Origin of the sequence: Streptomyces chilikensis (assembly GCF_001642695.1) — a bacterium.
In the GTDB taxonomy this organism is placed as follows: Bacteria; Actinomycetota; Actinomycetes; order Streptomycetales; family Streptomycetaceae; genus Streptomyces; species Streptomyces chilikensis.
On the sequence record NZ_LWCC02000005.1, the window covers coordinates 3,294,532 to 3,319,311 of the forward strand.

Sequence of the window (24,780 nt, forward strand, 5' to 3'; positions counted from 1 at the left end):
CATGGCTGTACGCGGATTCCTGGGGCGGCAGCGCCGCGAGTACAAGGCGCCGGAGCCGCACCCGTCGGGGGCGCGTGCGCCGCAGCTGCCGTCCGAGCTGGTGCCGGGACACGTGGCGATCGTCATGGACGGCAACGGGCGCTGGGCCAAGGAGCGCGGGCTGCCGCGCACCGAGGGCCACAAGGTGGGCGCCGAGCGGGTGCTCGACGTGCTCCAGGGGGCCATCGAGGCGGGCGTGGGCGCGGTCTCGCTGTACGCCTTCTCCACCGAGAACTGGAAGCGGTCGCCCGAGGAGGTGCGCTTCCTGATGAACTTCAACCGGGACTTCATCCGCAAGAGCCGGGACGAGCTGGACGCGCTGGGCATCCGGGTGCGGTGGGTCGGCCGCATGCCGAAGCTGTGGACGTCCGTCGCCAAGGAACTCCAGGTCGCCCAGGAGCAGACCAAGGACAACGACCGGCTGACGCTGTACTTCTGCATGAACTACGGCGGCCGCGCGGAGATCGCCGACGCCGCGCAGGCACTGGCGGAGGACGTGAAGGCCGGGCGGCTGGACCCGTCCAAGGTCAGCGAGAAGACCTTCGCGAAGTACCTCTACTACCCGGACATGCCGGACGTTGACCTCTTCCTGCGCCCCAGCGGCGAGCAGCGGACCTCCAACTACCTGCTGTGGCAGTCCGCCTACGCGGAGATGGTGTTCCAGGACGTGCTGTGGCCGGACTTCGACCGCCGCGACCTGTGGCGGGCCTGCCTGGAGTACGCGCAGCGGGACCGGCGGTTCGGCGGGGCGGTGCCCAACGAGCAGCTGCTCGCGATGGAGTCCGCGATGAAGGGGCGCCCGGCGGAGGCGTGATCGCCGCCGTGAGGATCACGGCTCCTTGAACGACCCGACGCGGGAGGGGCCGCCGTGAGCCAGGACGTGGTGCCGGAGACCGTGGTGCTCGAGTACGAGAGCACCGCGGAGGACCTCCGGGAGACGGTCCGCGTCCTCTCGCGGAAGCGGCGTGGTCTGACCGGCCTCGTCTGCAGGCCGGTGACCTGGGTGGTCCTGGGGCTCCTGGGGGCGGCGGTGATCGCCGCGGGTGCGGGCGGGCGGTCCGGGTCCCTCCTCGTCCTCGGCGCGGTGCTCCTGGCCGAGGCGGTGCTGCTGCCCTTCCTGCCCCGGCTGTCGGCGCGGCAGCAGATCAAGGCGATGGGCAGCCTCCTCGTTCCGTGCCGGGTCACGGTCGACGAGGACGGCATGCGGACCGTCACCGCGGCCATGGACACGCGCATGGCGTGGGAGGCGTTCGGCAGCTACGTCGAGACCGACCGGCTGTTCGTGCTGCGGGGGCCGGAGCGGAGCGGGATGCGCGGGGGGTGGCTGGCGAAGCGGGGGCTCGCCGGGCCGGCCGAGGTGGACCGCCTGCGGACCCTCCTGGACCGCCGCCTTCCGCGCGCCTGACGCCTCCGCCCTCCCCGCCGGGTCCCGCGGCGCGCAGCCGCACCGCCGCGCGGCGCGCGGACCAGGCCCTTCCGCCCGCGGGCAGTCGTGCCGCCAAGGGCGGCACGGGCGGGCGCGGGCCGACACGTGCGCACGTGACGGTTCGCCGCGCGGAAGCTCGGCCCCTCCTGGGAAGGGGGCGGATCGGGGGATGAACAGCGCTGTCCGCCCGGCCCCGGGCTTGCGCACGCCGCTGTGCGGTCACGTGCGCACGGCACCGCCCGCGAGGGGGGCCGGGCGGCGCCCGCGGGGCGGGGGGCGGTCAGGAGGTCGCGCAGGCGGCGCAGGTGCCGAAGATCTCGACGGTGTGGTCGACGTCCACGAAGCCGTGCTCCGCGGCGATCGCGTCGGCCCACCGCTCCACGGCCGGCCCCTCGACCTCCACCGCCTTGCCGCACCCGCGGCACACCAGGTGGTGGTGGTGCTCCTCGCTCGCGCAGCGCCGGTACACCGACTCGCCTTCGGACGTGCGGAGCACGTCCACCTCGCCCGCGTCGGCGAGGGACTGCAGCGTCCGGTAGACGGTGGTGAGACCCACGGAGTCGCCCCGGTGACGGAGCATGTCGTGGAGTTCCTGGGCACTGCGGAATCCGTTGACCTCGTCCAGGGCCTGCGCCACGGCGGCGCGCTGTCGGGTGGAACGGCCCCGTACGGGCGATCCGGCGGTCGACGTCACCGTTGCCTCCTCACATTCGTGGGTCGCCGGGCCATTGTGCCAGCCCGGCGGTGCGCGGTCAGGTTCCCCGCCGTCCGGCGGGACCTTCGGCCGTGGTGAGGTCGTACTCGGCCTCGTCCTCCGGCCCCGGCGCGCGGGCGGCCCGCGCCCGCCGCGCGCCGGCCGCCGCACGGCGTCTGGCCAGCGGTGTGGCCAGCGCCGTCAGCAGCACGAACCCGCCGATGGTCAGCAGCACGATGGTCGCGCCCGGCGGCACGTCGTTGTAGTACGAGACGGTGGTGCCGCCCAGCGTGGCGGCGACGCCCAGCGCCACCGCGGTCGCGAAGGTCGCGGCGAAGCTCCGCGCCAGCTGCTGCGCGGCGGCGACCGGCACCACCATCAGCGCGGACACCAGCAGCAGGCCGACGACCCGCATGGCGACCGTGACGGTGACCGCCGCGGTGACCGCGACCAGCAGGTTCAGCGCCCGCACCGGCAGCCCGGTGACCCGCGCGAACTCCTCGTCCTGGCTGACGGCGAAGAGCTGGCGGCGCAGCCCCACGGTGACCAGCAGCACCAGCGCGGCGAGCACGCAGATCGCGACGACGTCGGAGGAGCTGACGGTGGAGAGCGAGCCGAACAGGTAGGTGGTCAGGCCGGCGTTGGTGCCGCCGGGGGCGAGCGCGGTGAGCAGCACACCACCGGCCATGCCGCCGTAGAAGAGCATGGCCAGCGCGATGTCGCCGCGCGCCTTGCCGTACCAGCGGATCAGCTCCATCAGCACCGAGCCGGCGACGGCGACGGCGGTGGCCACCCAGACCGGCGAGGAGTTCAGCAGGAAGCCGAGGCCGACGCCGGTCATGGCGACGTGGCCGATGCCGTCGCCCATCAGGGCCTGGCGGCGCTGCACCAGGTAGATGCCGACGGCGGGTGCGGTCAGGCCGACCAGGACGGCCGCGAGCAGCGCCCGCTGCATGAAGGCGTAGTTCAGGAGGTCCATCAGCTCAGCAGTCCCGTACGGAGGTGGTCGGCGTCCGCGTCGTCGTGCGGGTGGACGTGGTCGTGGCCGGGCAGCGCGTGCTGGCCCAGGGCCTTCGGCGGCGGACCGTCGTGCAGCACGCAGCCGTCGCGCAGCACCACCGCGCGGTCGATCAGCGGCTCCAGCGGGCCCAGCTCGTGCAGCACCAGCAGCACGGTGACGCCGCGGGCGACCTGCTCGCGCAGGGTGTCCGCGAGGACCTGCTGGCTGGCCAGGTCGACGCCCGCCATCGGCTCGTCCATGATCAGCAGTTCGGGCTCGGAGGCGAGCGCGCGGGCGATCAGCACCCGCTGGTGCTGGCCGCCGGAGAGGGCGTCCACCGGGTCCTTGGCGCGGTCGGCGAGGCCGACCAGCTCCAGGGCGTGCCGCACCGCCTCGTGGTCGGCCCTGCGGAGCAGGCCGAAGCGGGCCCGGGACAGCCGCCCGGAGGCGACCACCTCGGTGACGGTGGCCGGCACCCCGCCCGCGGCGGTGGTGCGCTGCGGGACGTACCCGATGCGCGACCACCCGCGGAAGCGGCGGCGGGGGACGCCGAACAGGTCGATCTCGCCGGAGACGACCGGCACCTGGCCGATGACCGCGCGGACCGTGGTCGACTTGCCGGAGCCGTTGGCGCCGAGCAGGGCGACGACCTCGCCGCGCCGCACGGTCAGGTCGATGCCCCGCAGGACGGGCTTCGCGCCCAGCTCGGCGCGTACCGTGCGCAGGGATATGACGGGCTCGTCCACGGCGCCCTCCTGAGGATGGGGATCCGGCCGGCTCACTTGGCTCCCAGTGCCTTCCGCAGCGCCGCGAGGTTGGACTCCATGACCTGGAAGTAGTCGTCGCCGCGCGACTTGTCGGTGACGCCCTCCAGCGGGTCGAGCACGTCGGTCCGCAGCCCGGTGTCCTCGGCGAGGGTCTTCGCGGTGCTGTCGCTGACCAGGGTCTCGTAGAAGACGGTGGTGACGCCGTCCTCCTCCGCGATGTGCTGGAGCTCCTTGACCCGGGCGCCGCTGGGCTCGGACTCGGGGTCGAGGCCCGTGATGGACTCCTCGATCAGGCCGTAGGCCTCGGCGAGGTATCCGAAGGCGGAGTGGTTGGTGAGGAAGACGTCGGTCTTCCGGTCCTTCAGGCCGTCCTCGAACTTCTTGTCCAGCGCGTCGAGGCGGTTCACCAGGTCCTCGGTGTTGGCCCGGTAGTCGGCGGCGTGGTCCGGGTCGGCCTTCTGGAAGGCCTTGGAGACGCCCTCGGCGACCTCGGCGTACTTGTCCGGGTCCAGCCAGATGTGGGGGTCCTGGGCGCCGGCCGCGTGGGAGTGGCCGTGGTCGTGGCCCTCGTGCTCGTCGGCGTGCTCGCCCCCGTGCTCGTCGGCGTGCTCCCCGCCGTCGACCTCGGCGCCGTGCTCCTCGAGCTCGGTGAGGGTGGCGGCGTCTATCTTCTCGGGGCCCTCGGTCTGGGTGACGGCCTCGTCGACGGCGGGCTGGAGGCCCTTGAGGTAGAGGATCGCGTCCGTCTCGGCGAGCGCGGCGGTCTGCCGGGCGGTGATCTCCAGGTCGTGCGGCTCCTGGCCGGGCTCGACCAGGGTGGTGACGCTGACGTTCTTCCCGCCGATCTGCTCGGCGAGGAAGGCCATCGGGTAGAACGACGCGACGACATCGAACTTCTCGGTGTTCTTGGGGGAGGCCGTGGCGCCGCCGGAGCAGGCGGTGAGGGCGGTGGCGCCCAGCACCGTGGCGGTGGTGGCGGCGGCGGTCGATATCAGGCGTCGGACGTTCATGACTCTCATTTTCAACTAATATGGAAACCGTTGTCAACAACGGAGGTCAAAGCTACGCGAAGGGGCCGGATGGGGTGTGTCGCACAGCTTCCCGCGTCCCGCCGACGGGACCGATTTGATCGGGGGGCAGTCCCCGCCGGTAACCTGAGGCATTCGCTGTGAAGCAATGCTCCGAGGGGCCCGGTGCGGCAGTCGCCGGCCGGCCGCTCGCCGCCCGTCGTCGTAATGAAGAGAGCACCGTGGCCGCCGACAAGATCGACACCATCGTCAGCCTGAGCAAGCGCCGTGGCTTCGTATTCCCCTGCAGTGAGATCTACGGCGGTCAGCGTGCCGCCTGGGACTACGGCCACCTGGGTGTCGAGCTCAAGGAGAACATCAAGCGCCAGTGGTGGCGCTACATGGTGACCTCCCGTGAGGACGTCGTCGGTATCGACTCCTCCGTGATCCTCGCCCCCGAGGTCTGGGTCGCCTCCGGTCACGTCGCCACCTTCTCGGACCCGCTCACCGAGTGCACCTCCTGCCACAAGCGCTACCGCGCCGACCACCTGGAGGAGGCCTACGAGGAGAAGAAGGGCCGCGCCCCCGAGAACGGCCTGGCCGACATCAACTGCCCCAACTGCGGCGTCAAGGGCCAGTTCACCGAGCCCAAGCAGTTCTCCGGCCTGCTCTCCACCCACCTCGGCCCGACCCAGGACAGCGGCTCGGTCGCCTACCTGCGCCCCGAGACCGCCCAGGGCATCTTCACCAACTACGCCCTGGTGCAGGCCGCCGCGCGCCGCAAGCCGCCGTTCGGCATCGCCCAGATGGGCAAGTCCTTCCGCAACGAGATCACGCCCGGCAACTTCATCTTCCGGACCCGCGAGTTCGAGCAGATGGAGATGGAGTTCTTCGTCAAGCCGGGCGAGGACGAGAAGTGGCAGGAGTACTGGATGGAGCAGCGCTGGAACTGGTACACCGGCCTGGGTCTCCGTGAGGAGAACATGCGCTGGTACGAGCACCCGCAGGAGAAGCTCTCCCACTACTCCAAGCGCACCGCCGACATCGAGTACCGCTTCCAGTTCGGCGGCAGCGAGTGGGGCGAGCTCGAGGGCGTCGCCAACCGCACCGACTACGACCTCACCGCGCACTCCAAGGCCTCCGGCCAGGACCTGGCCTTCTTCGACCAGGAGGCCGGCGAGCGCTTCACCCCGTACGTCATCGAGCCCGCGGCCGGTGTCGGCCGCACCATGCTGGCCTTCCTCCTCGACGCGTACGTCGAGGACGAGGCGCCCAACGCCAAGGGCAAGATGGAGAAGCGCACCGTGCTGCGCCTCGACCCGCGCATCGCGCCGGTCAAGGTCGCCGTGCTCCCGCTCTCCCGCAACCCCGAGCTCTCGCCCAAGGCGAAGGGCCTCGCCCAGGCGCTCCGCCAGCACTGGAACATCGAGTTCGACGACGCGGGCGCCATCGGCCGCCGCTACCGCCGCCAGGACGAGATCGGCACGCCGTTCTGCGTCACCGTCGACTTCGACACGCTGGACGACAACGCGGTGACCGTGCGCGAGCGCGACACCATGAAGCAGGAGCGGGTCTCCCTCGACCAGATCGAGGGCTACCTCGCCTCGCGCCTGATCGGCTGCTGACCGCTTCCCCTCGCACGCACCGGGCCCCGGCCACCCCTCACCGGGGGAGTGGCCGGGGCCCGGTCGTGATTGCCCGCGCGGGGCGTGCGGGGTCGCGGATCCGGCCTCCGCGTCAGGCGGTGCCGGTCATCCGCCCTCCTCGTTCCGGCGGGGCCCCGGCCCGGAGCACACGGAGTCCGCGGGCACGGCCCGGAACTCGCCGTCACCGGGCCGGGCGGACGCGACGGCGTCCGCCGCCGGCTCGCGCGGCCGGGAGCAGGACGGTGACGGGCCCGGAACCGGTCCCACCCGCTCGGCGGTCCCGCGCCGGTCCGCGGGAGGCGTGCCCGGGTCGTGGTTCAGCGCCTCCGTGGCGACGGCCGCGGCGACGGCGAGCACCGCGCCGGCCACGAGGAGCCGGCGCCGCGTCCTTCCCTGTCGACCGGGCATCCGGCCACGGTAGCGCCGGCGTGCCGTCAGCGGTGGCCGTTCCCGTCGGCCGGCCGGTCGAGGTAGTGCGCGCGTCCGTCGCCGTCGAGGCCGGCCGAGCCGTCGGGGCCGTCCGGGACGACGCAGAACTCGTTGCCCTCGGGGTCCGCCATCACGAGGAAGCCGCCGTCGTCGTAGGTGTGCAGCCTGCGCCCGCCCAGTCCTTCGATCCGGCGCTGCTCGGCGACCGGGTCGGGGCAGGAGACGTCGAGGTGCACGCGGTTCTTGCCCGCGTGCCGCGGCTCGCCGGTCTGCTGGAAGCCCACGACGAGGTCGCCCTCCCGCTCCAGCCACACGTACGGGCCCGTCCGGCCCGCCACCTGCCTGCCGAGCACCCCGGCCCAGAACCCGGCGAGCCGCTCCGGGTCGAGCGCGTCGACGATGACGGCCTTGATCTGCACGGATGAGTTCGTCATACCGAGGTCCTTCCCGCGTCCGCGCCTCGCACGGCCCCTCGCGCCGTGAGTTCCCGCCTTCGCCCGCCGCCCGGCGTCACCGCTCGCGCGGGATCTCGGCCCACACGTACTTGCCGAGCGGCCTCGGTCCCACGCCCCAGCGGCCGCCGGTGAGCGCGGCGACGATGTGCAGGCCGTTGCCGTGGTTGCGCCGCTGCCGGTCCGCCGCGCCGCGCGGGCGGGGCCGCCGGCGGTTGGGGTCGTGGACCTCGACGCGCACCCGGTCCGGGGCGACGCGCACGGTGACGCCGATCAGGTCGTCGTCGCGCGCGCCGTACTTGACGCCGTTCGTGGCCAGTTCGGAGGTGACCAGGCGGACCGCGTCGAGCAGTTCGTCCGGGGGGTCCGGGATCCGCTCCCGAACGCGGTCCACGGCGAACCGGCGGGCGAGCGCGACGGACCGCCCCTCGCGGGGGAGCACCAGGTCGACGGGCGGTGCGCCGCACTCACTCGTGGGGCTGATGCGACGGTGGTCCGGGAGGGCGGGCGGAGCGACGCCTTCGTGGCGTTCCCGCAGGTGTGGGGGGTGTTGGCCGGCGACCACGGCAACTCCTCTCCGTGACGGAGCGACTACCAGGACGGCCCAGCGTGGCCTAGAGTCGGCCCCCTCTCAACTTCGCGGAAGGGGACGGAAGGTTGGTGCGCGCGCATGAACCGTAAGGAGCTGAATCCCGAGAGCTCGCCCGCCGCGGCCTTCGGCGCACGTCTGCGGACGGTGCGTGAAGCGCGCGGTTGGAAGCAGGAGGATCTGGCGGCCCGGATGGAGTACTCCAGCACGCACATCTCCTCCGTGGAAACCGGCCGGAAGTTTCCAACCTTGCGCTTTTCGCGCAGTGCCGACCGGGCCTTCGGCATCACGGACGGCGCCGAGACGTTCGAGCGGCTCTCGCGCGAACTCCGGCACGGCAGCCTGCTGGAGGGGTTCCCCGAGTTCGTCGCCTACGAGGGCCGGGCCGTGGAGATCCGGCTGTACGAAGTGGGCGTGATCCCCGGGCTGTTGCAGACGCGGGAGTACGCGGCGGTGCTGGCCCGCAGCGCGGTCGGCCGGGGAGCCATCAGTCCCGAGCAGGCGGACGAGCGGGTGAGCCTCGTCGCCGAGCGGCAGGGCGCCCTCGGCCGGAGGAACCGGCCGTTGGTGTTCGTGGTGCTGGACGAGAGCTGTATCCGGCGGCCCATCGGCGACCCGGCGGTCATGGCCGCGCAGTTCGATCACCTGCTGGCCTTCGCGGAACTGCCCAACACGGTGCTCCAGGTCGCGGAGTTCACCATGGGGCACCGCAGGCCGTTCGACCTGCCGATCACGATCCTCACGCTTCCGGACAGAGCGCTCATGTCCTACGCGGAGTCCGCCCAGCGGGGCCATCTGGAACGGGAAAGCAGGTCTGTGCTGCCCGTGCTGACGGCCTACCATCAGCTACAGGCCGAAGCGCTGTCCCAGGCGGAGTCCGTCGCCTTGATCAGCCAGCTACGAAAGGGCATCCCGTGACGACCGCATCCCCTCGTTGGGTCACGTCCTCCTACAGCAACAACGGCGGCCAGTGCGTCGAGGTCGCCGTGAACCTCGTCCCCTCCCGCGGCGTCGTTCCGGTCCGGGACTCCAAGAACCCGGCCGGTCCGGTCCTGGCCCTCCCCGCCGCCTCCTTCACCGCCTTCGTCGCGGGAGTCAAGGCGGGCGCGTTCCGCGCCGTCTGACCCGGACGTCCCGTGGGTCCGCCGCTCCGGGCGGGGCCACGGGACGCGTCCCGCCGCGCGGACGGCCGTCGGCCCGCGGCGCGGGGCCGCCCTCACCACGAGGGGAGGCCCGAGGCCGGGCCGCTCACCGCCCCGGGGCGTCCGCCAGGGACCGTTCCAGTTTCTCCAGCAGGGCCGCGAGCTGGGTGCGCTCCTTCGGCTCGAGCGCCGCGAGCATGCGGCGCTCGTTGTCGAGGTGCTCGGCGAAGAGCCGGTCGATCAGCCGCAGGCCCGCCGGGGTGAGGCGGCAGTGGACGACGCGGCGGTCCCTGGCGTCGCGTTCACGGACGATCAGGCCCTCGCCCTCCAGCCGGTCCAGCCGGAGCGTGACCCCGGCCGAGGAGACCAGGCCGGTGGCGGCCAGCTCGCCGGCGGTCAGGCGGTACGGCTCGCCGGAGCGCCGCAGCGCGGCGAGGACGTCGAAGCCGGCCAGGGAGAGTCCCGCCGCGGCGACCGGCCTGCTGGTCCGCGTCTGGTACAGCTGGAACGAGCGGTGCAGCCGCCCCAGCACCTCGATGGGCGACGGGTCGAGATCCGGCCGCTCGCGGCGCCACTCCTCGACGACGCGCGACACGGCGTCCGCACCCGTGCCCTGAACCCTGCCGGTCACAGCAGTCCCCTCCCCGTTCTTCCTACCGGTGGAAAAGCTACCTCCTCCACGGCTCCCGCCCGGCGCGGGAACGGTCCGGCGGGAGCCGCACCGCTCCCGCACCGGCTTCCCGGGGCCGTCCGGCCCCGGGCCCGCGCTCCCCCCGGCCGCGGGGCCGCCGGACCACGGTGCGGGGTTTCCCGCGCGGTGGGGGAGAATGGGGGAATGTCCACGCCCGTGATGACCCCCTCGCAGCCCTTGCAGATCGGTCCCCACACCGTCCAGCCGCCCGTGGTGCTCGCCCCCATGGCCGGCATCACCAACGCGCCCTTCCGGACCCTGTGCCGGGAGTTCAGCGGCGGCAAGGGCCTGTTCGTCAGCGAGATGATCACCACCCGGGCGCTGGTCGAGCGCAACGAGAAGACCATGCAGCTGATCCACTTCGACGCGGCCGAGAAGCCGCGGTCGATCCAGCTGTACGGCGTGGACCCGGTCACCGTCGGCAAGGCGGTCCGCATGATCGTCGACGAGGACCTCGCCGATCACATCGACCTGAACTTCGGCTGCCCGGTGCCCAAGGTCACCCGCAAGGGCGGCGGCTCGGCGCTGCCGTACAAGCGGAACCTGCTGCGGTCCATCCTGCGCGAGGCGGTGCGGGAGGCCGGGCACCTGCCGGTCACCATGAAGATGCGCAAGGGCATCGACGACGGCCACCTCACCTACCTCGACGCCGGCCGGATCGCCGTCGAGGAGGGCGTCACCGCCATCGCGCTGCACGGCCGCACCACCGCCCAGCACTACGGCGGCACCGCCGACTGGGAGGCGATCGCCCGGCTCAAGGAGCACGTCCCGGAGATCCCGGTCCTGGGCAACGGCGACATCTGGTGCGCCGAGGACGCGCTGCGGATGGTCCGCGAGACCGGCTGCGACGGCGTGGTCGTCGGCCGCGGCTGCCTGGGCCGCCCGTGGCTCTTCGCCGACCTGGTCGCCGCCTTCGAGGGCCGCGAGGACCGGGTCGCCCCGACCCTGCGCGAGGTCGCCGACGCGATGGTCCGGCACGCCACGCTGCTCGGCGAGTGGATCGGCGACGAGGCACGCGGCGTCATCGACTTCCGCAAGCACGTCGCCTGGTACCTCAAGGGGTTCGCGGTCGGCTCCGAGATGCGCAAGCGCCTCGCGATCACCTCGGGCCTGGACGAGCTGCGCGCCGGCCTGGACGAGCTGGACCTCGACCAGTCCTGGCCCGCCGGCGCCGACGGCCCGCGCGGCCGCACCTCCGGCAACAACCGGGTGGCCCTGCCGGACGGCTGGCTCGACGACCCCTACGACTGCGCCGGCGTGGGCGCCGACGCGGAGCTGGAGACCTCGGGCGGCTGACCGGAGCCGCCACCGACGACGGCGGGGCGCCCGGTCCGCGGACCGGACGCCCCGCCGTCGTCCCGCGCCGCCTACCAGTTGGTGTTGAAGGTGAGGCGGGGGGTGGCGTTGGCGGCCAGGGAGTGCGCCTGGTCGGGCCACCAGGCGCCTGCGGCCGGGTCGACGATCCCGTACTCGGGGTCGGTCGGGCCCGCCGTGCCGCGGGTGCAGCTGCCGTCGGACTCGCCGGGGACCTTGATCCACAGGAACGCGTCGAGCAGCGGGACGCCGGTCTCGCTGGTGGGGCGCGTGCCGAGGCCGCGGCCGGGCGGGTTGCACCACTCCTGCGGGTCCGGGTAGGACACGGTCGGGGTCCACGGGCCCTTGCCGTTGCGGCTGCTGTCGATCACGAAGTGCGGCAGCCGGGCGCCGGCCGGCACGTGATCGGCGTACCAGGCGTCCGCGTCGGCGGCCGGCCACCACTGGTTGGGGCAGTCGTCCGGCTGGGAGCCCTCGACGTTGTCGAGGTACCAGACGCACTGGGCGACCTGGGTGCCGTAGCGGGTCAGCTCGCTGTCGGTCCGGTAGTTGGAGACGTTGAGGAAGAAGCCCCGCGCCCGGGATATCCCGCCGTCCAGGAGCAGCTGGGCCATCTCGCCGACGGCGTGCCAGGAGCTGTGGCCCGCGTCCAGGTAGACGACCGCGCCGGGCTGCTGCCGCAGCCGGTCCACCGCGTCGTTGATCTCCTCGAGCCGGTCGGCCTGCTGCTCGGCGGTGCCGCCGCAGAACGTGGGGGAGAGGGCGAGGCCGTCGGGCTCGAGGATGACCACGGTCTTCCGGTCGCCGATGCCCTTGGCCAGGGCGTCGACCCAGGTGGCGTACTCCGCGCTGTTGGACGCGCCGCCGGAGGAGTACTGCGAGCAGTCGCGGCCCGGCACGTTGTAGGCCACGGCGACCGGCACCCGGTTCTGGGGCGCCGCCTTGGCCTGGAGCAGGGACATCGCGGCGGTGGTCTGCTCGGGGGTGGCGCTGCCGGTGAACCACTCGGCCACCGGGTACGAGGCCATCGCGTCCATCAGCTTCGCGTTCGCCGGGTCGTTCGCCCTGCGGTCGGCGAGGGCCTGCGCGAAGGCCTTGCTGTCCCCTTCGATGTAGAACCTGGTGCCCGGGGCGAGCGCGGGCCCGGAGGGCTCGGCGGCGGACGAGGCGCGCGCGGGGCCGGACGCCTCCGGCGCGGGCCGCGCGGACGCCGGGGTGACGCACAGGCCGGCGAGGGCGGCGGCCGCGGCCGCGGCGGCGAGGAGGCGTCTTGCCTTCGGAGTGGAACGCACGGGTCGGACTCTCGCAATCGTGTGGGGGACGGGTGAGAGGTGCGAGGGAGACTGGGAGCGCTCCCAGTGGCGTGCGCACGCCATCCAAGCCAGGCGCCGGCGGGTTCGTCAAGAGGGCGGACGGTTCGGGTTCCCGGCCGCGGAGCGCGGTGAACACCGCACGCGCGAGGGGGAGTTCGCGACGCGTCGCGAACTCCCCCTCGGCCGGGCGCGGGGCGGAGCCGTCAGTGCGGGACGGAGTCCTCCGCCGCCGCGCGGAGGGAGCGCGCGACGTCGTCGAACGCCTCCTCGGAGCGGTGCAGGAGGTCCAGGGTGAGCGCGGCCGTCCAGGAGAACTCCCGGGCGCCGCACGCCTCGCCGGTGTACGGGTCGACGTACTCGGCGAAGTCGGAGGACCCCGCCGTCGTCAGCAGCGCCTCGCGCAGCGCGGCGGCGAGTTCGCCGTGGCCGTGCAGCCGCAGGCCGTGCTCCATCAGCCAGCCGACGTTGAACCAGGCCGGGCCGCGCCAGTACCGGTGCGGGTCGAAGCAGGCGCCGGTCAGGTCGTAGCTGGGCACCAGCCGGGTGGAGGAACCGAGGCCGAACCGGGGCCCGCACAGCGTCCCGACCAGCGCGCGGGCCGTCCCCTCGTCCAGCGCCGGCAGGATCAGGGGGATCAGGCTCGCCACCCCGTGCTCCTCGATCAGCTCGCCGGTGAGGACGTCGCGGCAGAGGAAGGCCCCGTGCCGCTCGTCCCACAGCCGGTCGACCAGGGCGCGGGTGAGCCGCGCGGCGCGGGCGTGACGGGCGGCGGAGCGGATGCCGAGTTCGGTCTCGATCAGGCCCAGGGCGTGCTCGGAGGCGATCAGCAGCGCGTTGAACGCCGGGTCCTCCACGGCGAACTCGCCGCCGCCGTCGACGTAGCCGCGGTCCCGGTAGTCCATGGCCAGCTTGACGTAGCGGCCGTAGTCCAGGTCGGTGGGCCGGTCCTCGGGGGCGCCGTGCGCCAGGTCCGCGCGGGTGAAGGAGCCCGCGGGGGCCGGCGTCACCCGGGAGAGCGGCGGGTCCCAGCAGGGGCTGTTGTCCATGCCCTGCTCCCAGGGGTGGACCACGCTGACCAGGCCGCCGGCGCCCAGGTCACGGTGGCGCAGCAGGTAGTTGTGCCAGGACACCAGCTTCGGGTAGGCGCGGCGCAGGAAGCCGTTCGTCCGGGACAGGCCCGGATCCGCGCGGTGGGTCAGCCACACGGCCAGCGCGTGCACCGGCGGCTGGACGATGCCCGAGGTCTGGACGGCCGGCGGGGCGCCGGAGGGACGGCCGGCCGTGGTCGAACGCCAGAAGTCGGGGCTGGGGAAGTAGGCGTCGTGCGGCACCGCGGGGTTGAAGACGATGTGCGGGATCCGCCCGTCGTCCCACTGCGCGGAGAAGAGCGTCCGCAGCTCGGTCTGCGCGCGCAGCGGGGAGAGGTGGCGCAGGCCGATCGCGACGAACGCCGAGTCCCACGACCACTGGTGCGGGTAGAGCGAGCGCGAGGGCACCGTCGAGGCGCCCTGCCAGTTGTCCTCCAGCACCAGGCGGGCCCGGGCGTGCAGGGAACCCGCGAGCGAGGACGGGTCGAAGGGGAGTGTCGCGTCCGTGAGGGCCTCGGCGGCCCCGGTGGTTCCGGCCACCGCGGCGGACGCGCGGCCGGGGACGGAGGAGGCCGGTGGGTGGGCCGTATCCGCAGGCTCCGCGGGTGGTTCCGCGGTCTCCGTCCGCCGGGTGTGACCGACGTCGGCACGGTCTGCTGGGCTGTCCACCGGACTTCTCTCCCACGGGATGACATCGAAGGGCAGACGTGACGGGGGCCACACATTCCGTCAGGTCTGCCGGGAAGTACGTCTATTAAGCACGCGAAACCATCATGTAATCGGCATTTCGCAAAAGACAAGGGTCGGCGTGTTCACCCGCTCGGCCGCGCGGTTCCCCGCCGCTGCCGGCAAAGGGTCTGACCTGCGACGACGCGTCCCGTGCGGGCGGGCTGTGAAACGCGGCGCACTGCGCGCGGTGACCGTGCCCTCACGGCCGTCCCGGGAGGGGCGGAAGATCGTCCGAGATCTGGCCGGAACTGTTCGCACCGGACCGGGCCGACGGCGTACCGAGCCGCCGGGCGCGGACGCGCGGACGGCGGGGCGTCCCCCAAGTGTGCAGGCCGGACGGCCGCGCGCGAGGCGTCCGCATGGTGAAATCCGGCACTCCGCGGGGCGTGATTCTCGCCACCCCTGATAGGCCATCCGCTCAGATGAGCGTCTTCGTCTTGACTGCACTTCATCAAGCCGTGGCACTCGGTGCCATCCGATGATCGTTCATCGCTCAAATTCAGACGAGCTACAACCCTGCTCACATGAGCGACCACCCCGCTCTCTTCGGGCGTGTTCCTTCAAGTCTTGAACACATCGGACGCCCAAAGCTTGCCAAGTCTTGACTTGGCGATCATCGGTCCGACCCCCGTCACGCGCATGCGGTTCGAAGGCGGACGTACCCATAACCCCTGGATCTGGGTATGTTCCTCGCCGTCAGGGCAGTCATCGCGTCCTCGAGGAGTCGAGAACCGTGTTGGTAAACAAAGACCGCAGCGAGGCCCACCAGTCCGGTGCAAGCGTTGAGAAGGTGAAGTTCGTCTACGACTTCACCGAGGGGAACAAGGACCTCAAGGACCTCCTCGGTGGAAAAGGCGCGAACCTCGCGGAGATGACCAATCTCGGTCTTCCGGTGCCTCCGGGCTTCACCATCACCACCGAGGCCTGCAAGGTCTACCTGGAGAGCGGCCGGGAGCCCGTGGCACTGCGTGACGAGGTGAGTGCGCACCTCGACACGCTCGAGCGCCGCATGGGCAAGAAGCTCGGCCAGGCCGACAACCCTCTCCTGGTCTCGGTCCGCTCCGGCGCCAAGTTCTCCATGCCGGGCATGATGGACACGGTCCTCAACATCGGCCTCTCCGACGCCTCCGTCGAGGGCCTCGCCCAGCAGGCCGGCAACGAGCGGTTCGCCTGGGACTCCTACCGCCGCCTCATCCAGATGTTCGGCAAGACGGTCCTCGGCGTGGAGGGCGACCTCTTCGAGGAGGCCCTCGACGAGGCCAAGGAGGCCAAGGGCGCCACCGTCGACACCGACCTCGACGCGGACGACCTGAGGCAGCTCGTCGCCCGCTTCAAGGAGATCGTCCGGACCGAGGCCGGCCGCGACTTCCCGCAGGACCCGCGCGAGCAGATGGACCTCGCCATCAAGGCGGTCTTCGACTCCTGGAACACCGACCGCGCCAAGCTCTACCGCCGTCAGGAGCGCATCCCCGGCGACCTCGGCACCGCGGTCAACGTCTGCTCCATGGTCTTCGGCAACCTGGGCGACGACTCCGGCACCGGTGTCGCCTTCACCCGCGACCCCGCCTCCGGCCACCAGGGCGTCTACGGCGACTACCTGCAGAACGCGCAGGGCGAGGACGTCGTCGCCGGCATCCGCAACACCGTGGCGCTCTGCGAGCTCGAGTCGATCGACAAGACGTCGTACGACCAGCTCATGGAGATCATGGAGACGCTGGAGAACCACTACAAGGACCTCTGCGACATCGAGTTCACCATCGAGCGCGGCAAGCTGTGGATGCTGCAGACCCGCGTCGGCAAGCGCACCGCCGGCGCCGCCTTCCGCATCGCCACCCAGCTCGTCGACCAGGGCCTGATCGACGAGGCCGAGGCGCTCCAGCGGGTCACCGGCGCCCAGCTCGCCCAGCTGATGTTCCCCCGCTTCGACACCGACGCGAAGGCGGAGCAGGCCGGCAAGGGCATCGCCGCCTCCCCGGGCGCCGCCGTCGGCAGGGCCGTCTTCTCCTCGAAGGCCGCCGTCGAGTGGGCCGCCCGCGGCGAGAAGGTCATCCTCGTCCGCCGCGAGACCAACCCCGACGACCTCGACGGCATGATCGCCGCCGAGGGCATCCTGACCTCCCGCGGCGGCAAGACCTCGCACGCCGCCGTCGTCGCCCGCGGCATGGGCAAGACCTGCGTCTGCGGCGCCGAGGAGCTCGAGGTCGACGTCAAGGCCCGCCGGATGACCGTCCCCGGCGGCGGCGTGGTCGCCGAGGGCGACGTGATCTCCATCGACGGCTCTACCGGCAAGGTCTACCTCGGCGAGGTACCCGTCGTGCCGTCGCCGGTCGTCGAGTACTTCGAGGGCAAGGCCGACCCGGCCGCCGAGGACGCCGACGAACTGGTCAAGGCCGTCCACCGGGTCATGACCTTCGCCGACGGCGAGCGCCGCCTCAAGGTCCGCGCCAACGCCGACAACGCCGAGGACGCCGCCCGCGCCCGCCGCTTCGGCGCCCAGGGCATCGGCCTGTGCCGCACCGAGCACATGTTCCTCGGCGACCGCCGCGAGCTGGTCGAGCGGCTGATCCTCGCCGAGAACAAGCAGGAGCAGGAGGAGGCCCTCGAACAGCTCCTCCCGCTGCAGAAGGGCGACTTCGTCGAGCTCTTCGAGGCGATGGACGGCCTGCCCGTCACCGTCCGCCTGATCGACCCGCCGCTCCACGAGTTCCTGCCCGACCTCACCGAGCTGTCGGTGAAGGCCGCCGTCGCCGAGGCCAGGGGCGAGGACGTCTCCGAGTCGCAGCGCCTGCTGCACTGCGTGCAGCGCCTGCACGAGCAGAACCCGATGCTCGGCCTGCGCGGCGTCCGCCTCGGCCTGGTCATCCCCGGCCTGTTCATCATGCAGGTCCGCGCCATCGCCGAGGCCGCGGCCGAGCGCCGGGCGGCCGGCGGCGACCCGCACGCGGAGATCATGATCCCGCTGGTCGGCACCGTCCAGGAGCTGGAGATCGTCCGCGAGGAGGCCGAGCAGGTCATCCGCGAGGTCCAGCAGGCCTCCGGCGCCGAACTCGACATCGCCATCGGCACCATGATCGAGCTGCCGCGCGCCGCGGTGACCGCCGGCCAGATCGCCGAGGCCGCGGAGTTCTTCTCCTTCGGCACCAACGACCTGACCCAGACCACCTGGGGCTTCAGCCGCGACGACGTCGAGGCCTCCTTCTTCTCCCAGTACCTGGAGAAGGGCATCTTCGGCGTCAGCCCGTTCGAGACCATCGACCGGGACGGCGTGGGCGAGCTGGTGCGCATGGGCGCGGAGCGCGGGCGGGCCACCCGGCCCGGCATCAAGCTCGGCGTCTGCGGCGAGCACGGCGGCGACCCGGACTCCGTCCACTTCTTCCACGAGGTCGGCCTCGACTACGTCTCCTGCTCGCCGTTCCGGATCCCGGTGGCGCGGCTGGAGGCGGGCCGCGCGGCGACGGAGTCGGAGGGCAGCGACTTCCGCTGACGCGGGGTCACCAGCTTCCGGCCGGCGCGGGGATGTGCCCCCGCCCGGCCGGGTTCCGCCCCGGGGCCGGAGCCGGTCGCGTTCCGTGACCCTCATCCGGCCGGCGACGACGGCCCCGGAGCACCACGGGAGGCGGCACCCTGTGCGGGGGTGCCGCCTCTTCCCCTTTCCTTCACGGGCCGCGCCCGCCGCGCCCGCCCCCGGGGCGCGGGAGCCGGTGCCGGGACGCGCCCCTCCGGCTCGCCCGCCGCGCGTGGGCGGGAGCCGGCGGGGCGCGCCGGTGGTGAGGGGTCAGGCGCGGAAGGGGCCCGTGACCTCGTAGGTGATGCCGCCGGAGGAGCTGCCGGTCGTGCCGCGCTGGCTGGAGAAGTAGAGGCGGCGGCCGTCGGGGGAGAAGGCGGGCCCGGTGATCTCCGAGCCGGACTGGCCGCCGATCCGCAGGAACGGGGCGACCACGCCGGACGGGGTGATCACGCAGATCTCCATGTTGCCGCCGTCCTCCGCGACGTACAGGTCGCCGGAGGACGTGCCGGTGACGTTGTCCACGCCGGTGAGCGGCGCCGTTCCGCTGGTGACCAGCGAGTCGTCGTACGCCAGGGAGATGGTCTGCGCGGCCGCGTCGTAGGCCCAGACCCGGTTGTCGCCCTTGGTGGTGAACCAGCACGTGCCGTCCGCGTAGTAGCAGCCCTCGCCGCCGTTGAAGCGCTTGGTGCCGGACACCTGGTAGCGGGTGGCGGTGGCCCCTGTCGGGTCGGGAACCCGCGCCCAGGTCACGGACCCGCTGGTGGCCGAGGACCCGACCATGACCTCCAGCGTGCCGGAGGAGAGGTCGCCCCAGGTCGTGGGCCGGAAGCGGTAGAACGCGCCGTCGGTGACGTCCTCGGTCAGGTAGATCACCTGGCGGACCGGGTCGCAGGCCGCGGCCTCGTGCTTGAAGCGCCCCATCGCGTCCCGCCGGACCGCGGCCTTCACCCCCCACGGGTCGGTCTCGTACACGTAGCCCCGGTCCACCTCCTCGCAGGACAGCCACGTGTTCCACGGGGTCTTGCCGCCCGCGCAGTTGACGTTGGTGTTGGAGAGGATGCGGTACGCGCCCGTGATGGCGCCCGAGGAGTCGAACCTCACCGCGCCCGCGCCGCCCGTGGAGCTGATCTCCGAGTTGGAGACGTAGATCCACCCGCTGCCGTCCGCGTAGCAGGCGCCGCCGTCGGGCGCGTCGTGCCAGGTGTAGTTCGTGCCGGCGACCTTCTGCCGCGAGCGGGCGATCACCCTGCTGGTGAAGCCGGAGGGCAGCCTGATGCCGTTCGCGTCGGCGGTGCCGAGCGCCCCGTAGGGGCCGGTACCGGGCTGCGCGGGGGCGGCATGGGCCGCGCCGCGCCACAGGGTCCCGCCGAAGACGGCGGCCGAGCCGCCGAGGACGGCGGCGCGCAGGAGGTTGCGACGTTCCACGTTCACTCCAGGGATGAGGTGTGCCCACGGCCCGGCCGCCGGACGGCGGCCGGTGGTTCTGCCTCGTGCCGCAGGGGAGCGTAGGAGCGCCTGCCGGACCTCCCGCTCAACCTGTCGTGAACGCTTCATGTATGCCGGGTGACGGGTGTCCCGGTGACGGCCGCCCCCGCCGTCCGGCCGGCCCGGGTCTACGGTGGGGCCACCGGAACCGGCGGACGTAAGAACCGGCGGACGTAAGAACCGGCGGACGTGAGAACCGACTAACGAGAGGCGCCCGACGATGACCCGCTGGACCGCGTCGCAGATCCCCGACCAGACCGGCCGCGTCGCCGTCGTCACCGGAGCCAACGGCGGGCTGGGGCTGGTCACCGCCCTGGAACTGGCGCGCCGCGGCGCGGAGGTGGTGCTGGCCTGCCGGGACGTGGCCAGGGGGCGCGAGGCGGCCGCCGGGATCGAGGCCGGGGTCCCCGCCGCGCGTGTCGACGTCGCCCGCCTGGACCTGGCGGACCTCGCCTCGGTACGCGCCTTCGCGGACGCCTTCCCGCACGACCGGCTCGACCTGCTGGTCAACAACGCCGGCGTGATGGCGCTGCCGCACCGCACCACCGCCGACGGGTTCGAGACGCAGTTCGGCGTCAACCACCTCGGCCACTTCGCCCTCACCGGCCTGCTGCTGCCCCGCGTCCTGGCCACCCCCGGCGCCCGTGTGATCACCGTCTCCAGCTTCGCCCACGTGCTGGGCAACATCGACATCCACGACCTCAACAGCGAGCAGGGTTACCGCCGTTGGACCGCCTACGGCCGCTCCAAGACCGCCAACCTGCTCTTCACCCACGAGCTGGCCCGCCGCCTGGCCGCCGCCGGCTCCGACGTGGTCGCCGCCTCCGCCCACCCCGGCTACTCCGCCACCAACCTGACCACCGCGGGCCCCGCCATGGAGGGCCGGCACACCCTCCGGCGGCTGATGCGGCTCGCCGACCGCGCCGTCGCCCAGACCGCGGAGGCGGGCGCCCTGCCCACCCTCTACGCCGCCACCGCCCCCGGCGTCCGCCCCGACTCCTTCACCGGCCCCTCCTTCCTGATGTGGCGCGGCGCCCCCGCCCCGTCCTGGCGCGCCCCCTGGACCCTCGACGACCGCGCGTCGGCCCGCCTGTGGGCGGAGTCCGAGCGGCTGACGGGCGTGCGGTACGAGGGGCTCAAACGATGATCCTGTCCCCGTCCGGGTGAAGTGATATCGGAATCGCTGGTTAGAACGGTATCGTTTTCGGTATGGCTCGTACTGTGATCGATCTGGACGACGACATCGTCACGGAGGCCATGCGCCTCTACGGGACGAAGACCAAGGCCGCGGCAGTGCGCGCGGCGATGGAAGAAGCCGTGAAGTACCGGCTACGGCAGGAGTTCTTCGACGCCCTCGACCGGGGTGACGTCGACCTCAGCCACGACAGCCGCGGCGCCGACGGCGGGCCGGTGGGAGACGCGGAGCGGGGTGCCGCATGACCTCGCGTTTCCTGATCGACAAGTCGGCACTGGCCAGGTACGGCAGGCCCGCTGTACGCGCGACCCTCAGACCTCTGCACGAGCGGGGCCTGCTCGCCGTCTGCGGGGCGGTGGAGATGGAGGTCCTCTACTCGGCACGCGACGCCGCGGAAGCGACCCGACTGCGCACGTGGCTACGCGGATTCGACCGGCTCAGCACTCATGACGAAGTCTGGGACCGCGCGCTCGAGGTTCAAGGCGCGGCGATCGCCCAGGGCAACCATCGCGCCTTCTCCATGGCCGACCTGCTGATCGCCGCCGTGGCCGAACGGCACGGTGCGGTGGTGCTGCACTACGACGGCGACTACGACATGATCGCCAAGATCACCGGTCAGCCCACCGAATGGGCCGCCGCTCCCGGCACAGCCGACTGAAGGAGACGGCGGCCTCGCGTGGCCGCACTGCTCGTGACCGCCCGACCGGTGGCGGTCGAACCGACGCGGCGCCGAGTCGGCTCAGTCGCCCTTCCGGCGCCGGCCCTGGTGGACGACGAACGCCGTCCACGCCGCCGCGGAGAGGCTCAGGCGCGGGCCGTCGGACTGCTTGGAGTCCCGGACGTGGACCGTGCCGGGCTCGACGGCGGCCTCGACGCAGGAGTTGCCGTCAGGGCCGCTGCTGTAACTGCTCCTGAACCACCGCAGCTTCGGGTTGCCCTCCGCGCCGTTCACGTCTCCTCCAGAAGTCGCTCGATGAGAGCCCGGGACTCCCCGGGCGGGAGTGCCTCCGCCCGAATCGTGCCGTACCGCAACTCCAGGATGCGCACCTGTTTCGGGTCGGATGCCGGCCTGCCGTTGAAGGCGCCGTCGGAGCGGCCCAGTGCCGTACCGTCCTCGAACTTCAGCAACTCGATGCGGCCCGCCAGGCCGGGGTGAGGTCCACTGGCCAGCGGCATGGCCTGCAGCGTCACGTAGCTCAACCTGCTTGCCCGCAGCAGATGTTCCAGCTGGCCGCGCATGACCGCCGCGTCACCCACCTGACGCCGTAGAGCCGCTTCCTCCAGGACGAAGCTCAGCGACGGTGCGGGCGTCCGCTCGAAGACCGCCTGCCGCGCCATCCGGGCGGCGACCATGCGGTCCACGTCGTCCGGTGAGTAGGGCGGCTGCCACACCTCGAACAGCGCGCGGGCGTGCGCGGGCGTCTGCAGCAGGCCGGGAACGCTGAGGCACTCGTAGGTCCCCATCTCCACGGCTCGAGCCTCCAGCTTCGCCAGGTCCCGCACCTGCTTCGGGTACCTGACCTTCGCCACGTCCTCCTTCATCGCGGAGAGCAGCCCGCCTGCGCCCAGCACCTCGTCCGCCTTGTCCAGGAACTCCGGGCGGGGGATCCGCTTGCCGCCCTCCAGCTTGTAGACCATGTCCTCGCCGTACCCGACGGCCACGCCGAACTCCCCGGCACGCAGCCCCACCGCCTCGCGCCGCAGCCTCAACTGCCTTCCCACGGTGGCGATCACGGCCAGGCCCCACTCGTCCTCCGGGTCGACCTCCCAGCCCGGATCGTCCGCCTCACCGGTCCGGACGGCCGCCGACCGGACCGTCGCGCCGTTCACCCGCATGCCGCACCCCTCACCGTGCCGGTACGGCCCGCGCCGACCGGAGCCGACAGCGCCGGACAGGGTCCGGACAGTCACCGTACGTACCGCTGTTGTCACCGCGAACGGTAGGCGGCGACCGCCACGATGACCGCCATGAGGCAGAAAACCACCCGACTCCGTGACACCGCACCGCGCTTCGACGCCGTCCTCCCCTGCACTCCCCGCGGTGCGCGCGAGGCCCGGCGACGGGCCACCGCATGGCTCGCCACCTGCGGAGTACCGGCCGAAACGCTGGACCCGGCCGCCCACGTCATCGGCGAGCTCACGGGGAACGCCGCCACCCACGGCAGGGTCCGGGGGCGCGACTTCCTGATCTCGGTCCGCCTCTCACCCACCACCGTGCGCATCGAGGTCACCGACACGCGCAGTGACGAACTGCCGGGCCCGACGGTCGGGCTGCCCGGCCACGACGCCGAGTCCGGTCGCGGCCTGTACTTGGTCGAAGTCCTCGCGGACCGCTGGGGAGTCGTCGTGGGCCCGGTACCCCGCAAGACGGTGTGGGCCGAACTCGGCCTCGCCACCGACGAGGCCGGGGCCACGACGGACGAGATCACGAGGTACCGGTTGAGGCAGGAGTCCTCCGACGCGTCGAGCCAGGGCGAGACCGACCTCGGACACGACAGCGAGAGGGCCGGTCGTGTCTCCGCCGGTCGGCCGACCTGGGCCGTCGGTGACGATCCGCGTGGACCGATTGAACGGCCTGGGGAAGACTGCGCGGATGAACGATGCTCTGGCCCGGGTGATGGATCTGCAACTCCGGTACACCTGGCGGGCCACTCCTGAGATGGAACGCCGCGGCGTGATCGTGCGGGAGGAGATACCCAGGGCCCTCGCGCCGCATCGGGAAGCGATGGCAGGAACGCTGGGCGTACCGGTCGAGCGGGTGAGGATCGAGGGCGCCGACGGCGCGGGCCGCAAGAGCCGCGTGCCGTGGGTGCGGGTGTGCGACCCGGAGCGGTCGCCGAGCGCCATGAACGGCTGGTACGTCGTCCTGCTGTTCAGCGGGGACGGCGCGCGCGTCTACCTGGCCCTGATGCAGGGGACGACCTACTGGACCGGCACGGAGTTGCGCTCGCGGAGCTCCGAGGAGCTGACCGCCAGGGTGAACTGGGCCCACCCGCACGTCATCGAGGCCGCCGAGGACCGGGCGGGGATGCTGCGGCGCATCGACCTCGCCGGGGGCAAGCTGGGACGGTCGTACGAACTCGGCGTCGTGGTGGCGCTCGGGTACCGGCGCGACGCCCTCCCCGGGACGGACGCCTTCGTGGACGACCTGCTGTTCATGACCGGGTTGCTGCGCCGCGTGTACGCGGCCGAGAGCGAGGCGACCTACATACCCGGCGATCCCGTCCCCGAGGTGCTGGACGCCGAGGTGTCGGCCGACCGGGCCGCCGGGCGCGGCGCCGTCGGCACGAGGCCGGCGTCGGCCACCCGGAGCGGGCAGGGCTTCCTGCTCTCGGCGGTGGAGCGGCGGGTGATCGAGGCGCACAGCGTCGCCATGGCGACGGAGCACTTCGCGGCACAGGGCTGGACGGTGGAGGACGTCGGCGCGAGGAGGCCCTACGACCTGCACCTCACCAGGGGGGACGAGGAACTGCACGTCGAGGTGAAGGGCACGACCTCGCTGGGGCAGGCGGTCGTCCTGACCCGGGCCGAGGTGGAGGCCCAGCGCGCGTTCGCCCCGCACAACGCGCTGGTGGTCGTCCACTCCATACGGCTCGACCGGTCCGGCGCGGAGGTGACGGCGGAGGGCGGCGTGCTGCACTGCACGTCACCGTGGGTGATGGAGCAGCCCGACCTCACGCCGATCTCGTACCGGTACCGGACCGACCTGGCGTGAGGACCAGGAGCGACGGCGGCCTCGGACCACGCCGCGGAACCACCTCGGAGGCCGGATGACGGAGGGAACGTCCGCCCCCGGACCGGAACGCCGGTGCCCGGCCCGGGAGCGCTCAGTCGAGGCAGAACTCGTTGCCCTCGATGTCGAGCATCGGGATGCACGCGTCGTTGCCGTCGTACAGCGTCCGCACGTGGACCGCGCCGAGCGGGACCAGCCGGGCGCATTCGGCCTCGAGCGCGGCGAGGCGCTCCTCGCCCACGAGTCCGGTGGCGACCCGCACGTCGAGGTGCACCCGGTTCTTGACGGCCTTGCCCTCGGGGACGCGCTGGAAGTACAGCCGCGGGCCCACGCCCTCGGGGTCGACGCAGGCGAACCACGCGTCCCGCTGCTCGGGGGGCTGTGACCGCTTGAAGTCCTCCCACGTCGCGAACCCCTTCGGGGGCGGCGGGACGACGTACCCCAGCACCTCGCACCAGAACCGGGCGAGGCGCTCGGGCTCCGCGCAGTCGAAGGTGACCTGGAACTCCTTGATCGCCGGCATCGGCGCACCG

At 72.6% G+C, this 24,780-nt stretch carries 26 protein-coding genes; 12 read left to right on the forward strand and 14 right to left on the reverse strand.

The features are described 5' to 3' along the window. Nucleotide 1: 1 nt before the first annotated feature. Both A2U95_RS14630 and A2U95_RS14635 read left to right on the forward strand, forming a co-directional pair. Complete coding sequence (locus tag A2U95_RS14630; RefSeq protein WP_166022653.1) at nucleotides 2-853, forward strand: isoprenyl transferase; 852 nt, start codon at nucleotides 2-4, stop codon at nucleotides 851-853. A gap of 54 nt (nucleotides 854-907) precedes the next feature. Then, entirely contained in the window at nucleotides 908-1,444 is a 537-nt protein-coding gene (locus A2U95_RS14635; RefSeq protein WP_166022655.1) for a YcxB family protein, read from the forward strand. 301 nt (nucleotides 1,445-1,745) lie between these two features. Here A2U95_RS14635 and A2U95_RS14640 read toward each other — a convergent pair whose 3' ends face one another. The 4 genes from A2U95_RS14640 to A2U95_RS14655 are packed head-to-tail and all read right to left on the reverse strand — an operon-like array spanning nucleotide 1,746 to nucleotide 4,936. Beyond that, nucleotides 1,746-2,159, reverse strand: coding sequence for a Fur family transcriptional regulator (locus tag A2U95_RS14640; protein WP_166022657.1), 414 nt, complete (start codon nucleotides 2,157-2,159; stop codon nucleotides 1,746-1,748). A 58-nt stretch (nucleotides 2,160-2,217) separates the two neighbouring features. Further along, nucleotides 2,218-3,138, reverse strand: a complete 921-nt coding sequence (locus A2U95_RS14645) for a metal ABC transporter permease (RefSeq protein WP_166022659.1) — start codon at nucleotides 3,136-3,138, stop codon at nucleotides 2,218-2,220. Further along, complete coding sequence (locus A2U95_RS14650; protein WP_166022660.1) at nucleotides 3,138-3,905, reverse strand: metal ABC transporter ATP-binding protein; 768 nt, start codon at nucleotides 3,903-3,905, stop codon at nucleotides 3,138-3,140. The genes A2U95_RS14645 and A2U95_RS14650 overlap by 1 nt, the downstream gene beginning before the upstream one ends. 32 nt (nucleotides 3,906-3,937) lie before the next feature. Further along, nucleotides 3,938-4,936, reverse strand: a complete 999-nt coding sequence (locus tag A2U95_RS14655; RefSeq protein WP_166022662.1) for a metal ABC transporter solute-binding protein, Zn/Mn family — start codon at nucleotides 4,934-4,936, stop codon at nucleotides 3,938-3,940. A gap of 239 nt (nucleotides 4,937-5,175) precedes the next feature. On the opposite strand from A2U95_RS14655, the gene A2U95_RS14660 reads away from it, so the two are divergent. After that, a complete protein-coding gene (locus tag A2U95_RS14660; protein ID WP_166022664.1) occupies nucleotides 5,176-6,558 on the forward strand; it encodes a glycine--tRNA ligase in 1,383 nt (460 codons plus the stop codon). 126 nt (nucleotides 6,559-6,684) lie between these two features. Here A2U95_RS14660 and A2U95_RS14665 read toward each other — a convergent pair whose 3' ends face one another. The 3 genes from A2U95_RS14665 to A2U95_RS14675 form a co-directional block, all read right to left on the reverse strand. Beyond that, the gene (locus A2U95_RS14665) at nucleotides 6,685-6,987 is read right to left on the reverse strand and encodes a twin-arginine translocation signal domain-containing protein (protein ID WP_166022666.1); all 303 of its coding nucleotides are present in this window, start codon (nucleotides 6,985-6,987) and stop codon (nucleotides 6,685-6,687) included. Between the two features lie 26 nt (nucleotides 6,988-7,013). Continuing rightward, entirely contained in the window at nucleotides 7,014-7,442 is a 429-nt protein-coding gene (locus A2U95_RS14670) for a VOC family protein (protein WP_166022668.1), read from the reverse strand. A gap of 76 nt (nucleotides 7,443-7,518) precedes the next feature. Then, nucleotides 7,519-8,025, reverse strand: a complete 507-nt coding sequence (locus A2U95_RS14675; RefSeq protein ID WP_166022670.1) for an ATP-binding protein — start codon at nucleotides 8,023-8,025, stop codon at nucleotides 7,519-7,521. Between the two features lie 105 nt (nucleotides 8,026-8,130). On the opposite strand from A2U95_RS14675, the gene A2U95_RS14680 reads away from it, so the two are divergent. Together A2U95_RS14680 and A2U95_RS14685 are read left to right on the forward strand one after the other, a co-directional pair. After that, on the forward strand, nucleotides 8,131-8,967 hold the full coding sequence (locus A2U95_RS14680; RefSeq protein WP_166022672.1) for a helix-turn-helix domain-containing protein: 837 nt from the start codon (nucleotides 8,131-8,133) through the stop codon (nucleotides 8,965-8,967). After that, the gene (locus tag A2U95_RS14685; protein ID WP_166022674.1) at nucleotides 8,964-9,173 is read left to right on the forward strand and encodes a DUF397 domain-containing protein; all 210 of its coding nucleotides are present in this window, start codon (nucleotides 8,964-8,966) and stop codon (nucleotides 9,171-9,173) included. The genes A2U95_RS14680 and A2U95_RS14685 overlap by 4 nt, the downstream gene beginning before the upstream one ends. Nucleotides 9,174-9,297: 124 nt before the next feature. On the opposite strand, the gene A2U95_RS14690 is transcribed toward A2U95_RS14685, so the two are convergent. Then, nucleotides 9,298-9,822, reverse strand: a complete 525-nt coding sequence (locus A2U95_RS14690) for a MarR family winged helix-turn-helix transcriptional regulator (protein WP_166022676.1) — start codon at nucleotides 9,820-9,822, stop codon at nucleotides 9,298-9,300. 204 nt (nucleotides 9,823-10,026) lie between these two features. Between A2U95_RS14690 and dusB the strand changes: the two genes are divergently transcribed. Next, complete coding sequence (gene dusB, locus A2U95_RS14695) at nucleotides 10,027-11,178, forward strand: tRNA dihydrouridine synthase DusB (RefSeq protein WP_166022678.1); 1,152 nt, start codon at nucleotides 10,027-10,029, stop codon at nucleotides 11,176-11,178. Between the two features lie 71 nt (nucleotides 11,179-11,249). Here dusB and A2U95_RS14700 read toward each other — a convergent pair whose 3' ends face one another. After that, entirely contained in the window at nucleotides 11,250-12,488 is a 1,239-nt protein-coding gene (locus A2U95_RS14700) for a glycoside hydrolase family 6 protein (RefSeq protein ID WP_240957327.1), read from the reverse strand. A 224-nt stretch (nucleotides 12,489-12,712) separates the two neighbouring features. Beyond that, entirely contained in the window at nucleotides 12,713-14,137 is a 1,425-nt protein-coding gene (locus A2U95_RS14705; protein ID WP_240957328.1) for an MGH1-like glycoside hydrolase domain-containing protein, read from the reverse strand. 922 nt (nucleotides 14,138-15,059) lie between these two features. On the opposite strand from A2U95_RS14705, the gene ppdK reads away from it, so the two are divergent. After that, a complete protein-coding gene (gene ppdK / locus A2U95_RS14710) occupies nucleotides 15,060-17,810 on the forward strand; it encodes a pyruvate, phosphate dikinase (RefSeq protein ID WP_420856994.1) in 2,751 nt (916 codons plus the stop codon). Nucleotides 17,811-18,101: 291 nt separating this feature from the next. Here ppdK and A2U95_RS14715 read toward each other — a convergent pair whose 3' ends face one another. Continuing rightward, a complete protein-coding gene (locus A2U95_RS14715) occupies nucleotides 18,102-19,259 on the reverse strand; it encodes an alkaline phosphatase PhoX (protein WP_166022682.1) in 1,158 nt (385 codons plus the stop codon). 280 nt (nucleotides 19,260-19,539) lie between these two features. On the opposite strand from A2U95_RS14715, the gene A2U95_RS14720 reads away from it, so the two are divergent. The 3 genes from A2U95_RS14720 to A2U95_RS14730 all read left to right on the forward strand — a co-directional run bounded on the left by A2U95_RS14720 (nucleotide 19,540) and on the right by A2U95_RS14730 (nucleotide 21,172). Continuing rightward, nucleotides 19,540-20,466 (forward strand): oxidoreductase, encoded by a 927-nt coding sequence (locus A2U95_RS14720; RefSeq protein WP_166022684.1) that lies wholly within the window; start codon nucleotides 19,540-19,542, stop codon nucleotides 20,464-20,466. Between the two features lie 62 nt (nucleotides 20,467-20,528). Beyond that, on the forward strand, nucleotides 20,529-20,759 hold the full coding sequence (locus tag A2U95_RS14725) for a type II toxin-antitoxin system VapB family antitoxin (protein ID WP_166022686.1): 231 nt from the start codon (nucleotides 20,529-20,531) through the stop codon (nucleotides 20,757-20,759). Further along, on the forward strand, nucleotides 20,756-21,172 hold the full coding sequence (locus A2U95_RS14730) for a PIN domain nuclease (protein WP_166022688.1): 417 nt from the start codon (nucleotides 20,756-20,758) through the stop codon (nucleotides 21,170-21,172). Before A2U95_RS14725 ends, A2U95_RS14730 begins: the two co-directional genes overlap by 4 nt. 81 nt (nucleotides 21,173-21,253) lie before the next feature. On the opposite strand, the gene A2U95_RS14735 is transcribed toward A2U95_RS14730, so the two are convergent. Beyond that, on the reverse strand, nucleotides 21,254-21,466 hold the full coding sequence (locus A2U95_RS14735) for a DUF397 domain-containing protein (RefSeq protein ID WP_240957329.1): 213 nt from the start codon (nucleotides 21,464-21,466) through the stop codon (nucleotides 21,254-21,256). Next, on the reverse strand, nucleotides 21,463-22,350 hold the full coding sequence (locus tag A2U95_RS14740) for a helix-turn-helix domain-containing protein (RefSeq protein ID WP_166022690.1): 888 nt from the start codon (nucleotides 22,348-22,350) through the stop codon (nucleotides 21,463-21,465). The genes A2U95_RS14735 and A2U95_RS14740 overlap by 4 nt, the downstream gene beginning before the upstream one ends. A gap of 132 nt (nucleotides 22,351-22,482) precedes the next feature. Between A2U95_RS14740 and A2U95_RS33560 the strand changes: the two genes are divergently transcribed. Beyond that, nucleotides 22,483-23,172, forward strand: coding sequence for an ATP-binding protein (locus tag A2U95_RS33560; RefSeq protein WP_166022692.1), 690 nt, complete (start codon nucleotides 22,483-22,485; stop codon nucleotides 23,170-23,172). Then, on the forward strand, nucleotides 23,108-24,229 hold the full coding sequence (locus tag A2U95_RS14750) for an MrcB family domain-containing protein (protein WP_166022694.1): 1,122 nt from the start codon (nucleotides 23,108-23,110) through the stop codon (nucleotides 24,227-24,229). Before A2U95_RS33560 ends, A2U95_RS14750 begins: the two co-directional genes overlap by 65 nt. Nucleotides 24,230-24,341: 112 nt before the next feature. On the opposite strand, the gene A2U95_RS14755 is transcribed toward A2U95_RS14750, so the two are convergent. Next, entirely contained in the window at nucleotides 24,342-24,770 is a 429-nt protein-coding gene (locus A2U95_RS14755; protein ID WP_166022696.1) for a VOC family protein, read from the reverse strand. Nucleotides 24,771-24,780: the final 10 nt, after the last annotated feature.

Coding starts and splice junctions, on each gene's coding strand:
- A2U95_RS14630 (WP_166022653.1), top strand. CDS start 2: ATGGCTGTACGCGGATTCCTGGGGCGGCAGCGCCGCGAGTACAAGGCG.
- A2U95_RS14645 (WP_166022659.1), bottom strand. CDS start 3,138: ATGGACCTCCTGAACTACGCCTTCATGCAGCGGGCGCTGCTCGCGGCC.
- A2U95_RS14655 (WP_166022662.1), bottom strand. CDS start 4,936: ATGAACGTCCGACGCCTGATATCGACCGCCGCCGCCACCACCGCCACG.
- A2U95_RS14665 (WP_166022666.1), bottom strand. CDS start 6,987: ATGCCCGGTCGACAGGGAAGGACGCGGCGCCGGCTCCTCGTGGCCGGC.
- A2U95_RS14670 (WP_166022668.1), bottom strand. CDS start 7,442: ATGACGAACTCATCCGTGCAGATCAAGGCCGTCATCGTCGACGCGCTC.
- A2U95_RS14680 (WP_166022672.1), top strand. CDS start 8,131: ATGAACCGTAAGGAGCTGAATCCCGAGAGCTCGCCCGCCGCGGCCTTC.
- dusB (WP_166022678.1), top strand. CDS start 10,027: ATGTCCACGCCCGTGATGACCCCCTCGCAGCCCTTGCAGATCGGTCCC.
- A2U95_RS14720 (WP_166022684.1), top strand. CDS start 19,540: ATGACCCGCTGGACCGCGTCGCAGATCCCCGACCAGACCGGCCGCGTC.
- A2U95_RS14725 (WP_166022686.1), top strand. CDS start 20,529: ATGGCTCGTACTGTGATCGATCTGGACGACGACATCGTCACGGAGGCC.
- A2U95_RS14730 (WP_166022688.1), top strand. CDS start 20,756: ATGACCTCGCGTTTCCTGATCGACAAGTCGGCACTGGCCAGGTACGGC.
- A2U95_RS14740 (WP_166022690.1), bottom strand. CDS start 22,350: ATGCGGGTGAACGGCGCGACGGTCCGGTCGGCGGCCGTCCGGACCGGT.
- A2U95_RS33560 (WP_166022692.1), top strand. CDS start 22,483: ATGAGGCAGAAAACCACCCGACTCCGTGACACCGCACCGCGCTTCGAC.
- A2U95_RS14750 (WP_166022694.1), top strand. CDS start 23,108: ATGAACGATGCTCTGGCCCGGGTGATGGATCTGCAACTCCGGTACACC.
- A2U95_RS14755 (WP_166022696.1), bottom strand. CDS start 24,770: ATGCCGGCGATCAAGGAGTTCCAGGTCACCTTCGACTGCGCGGAGCCC.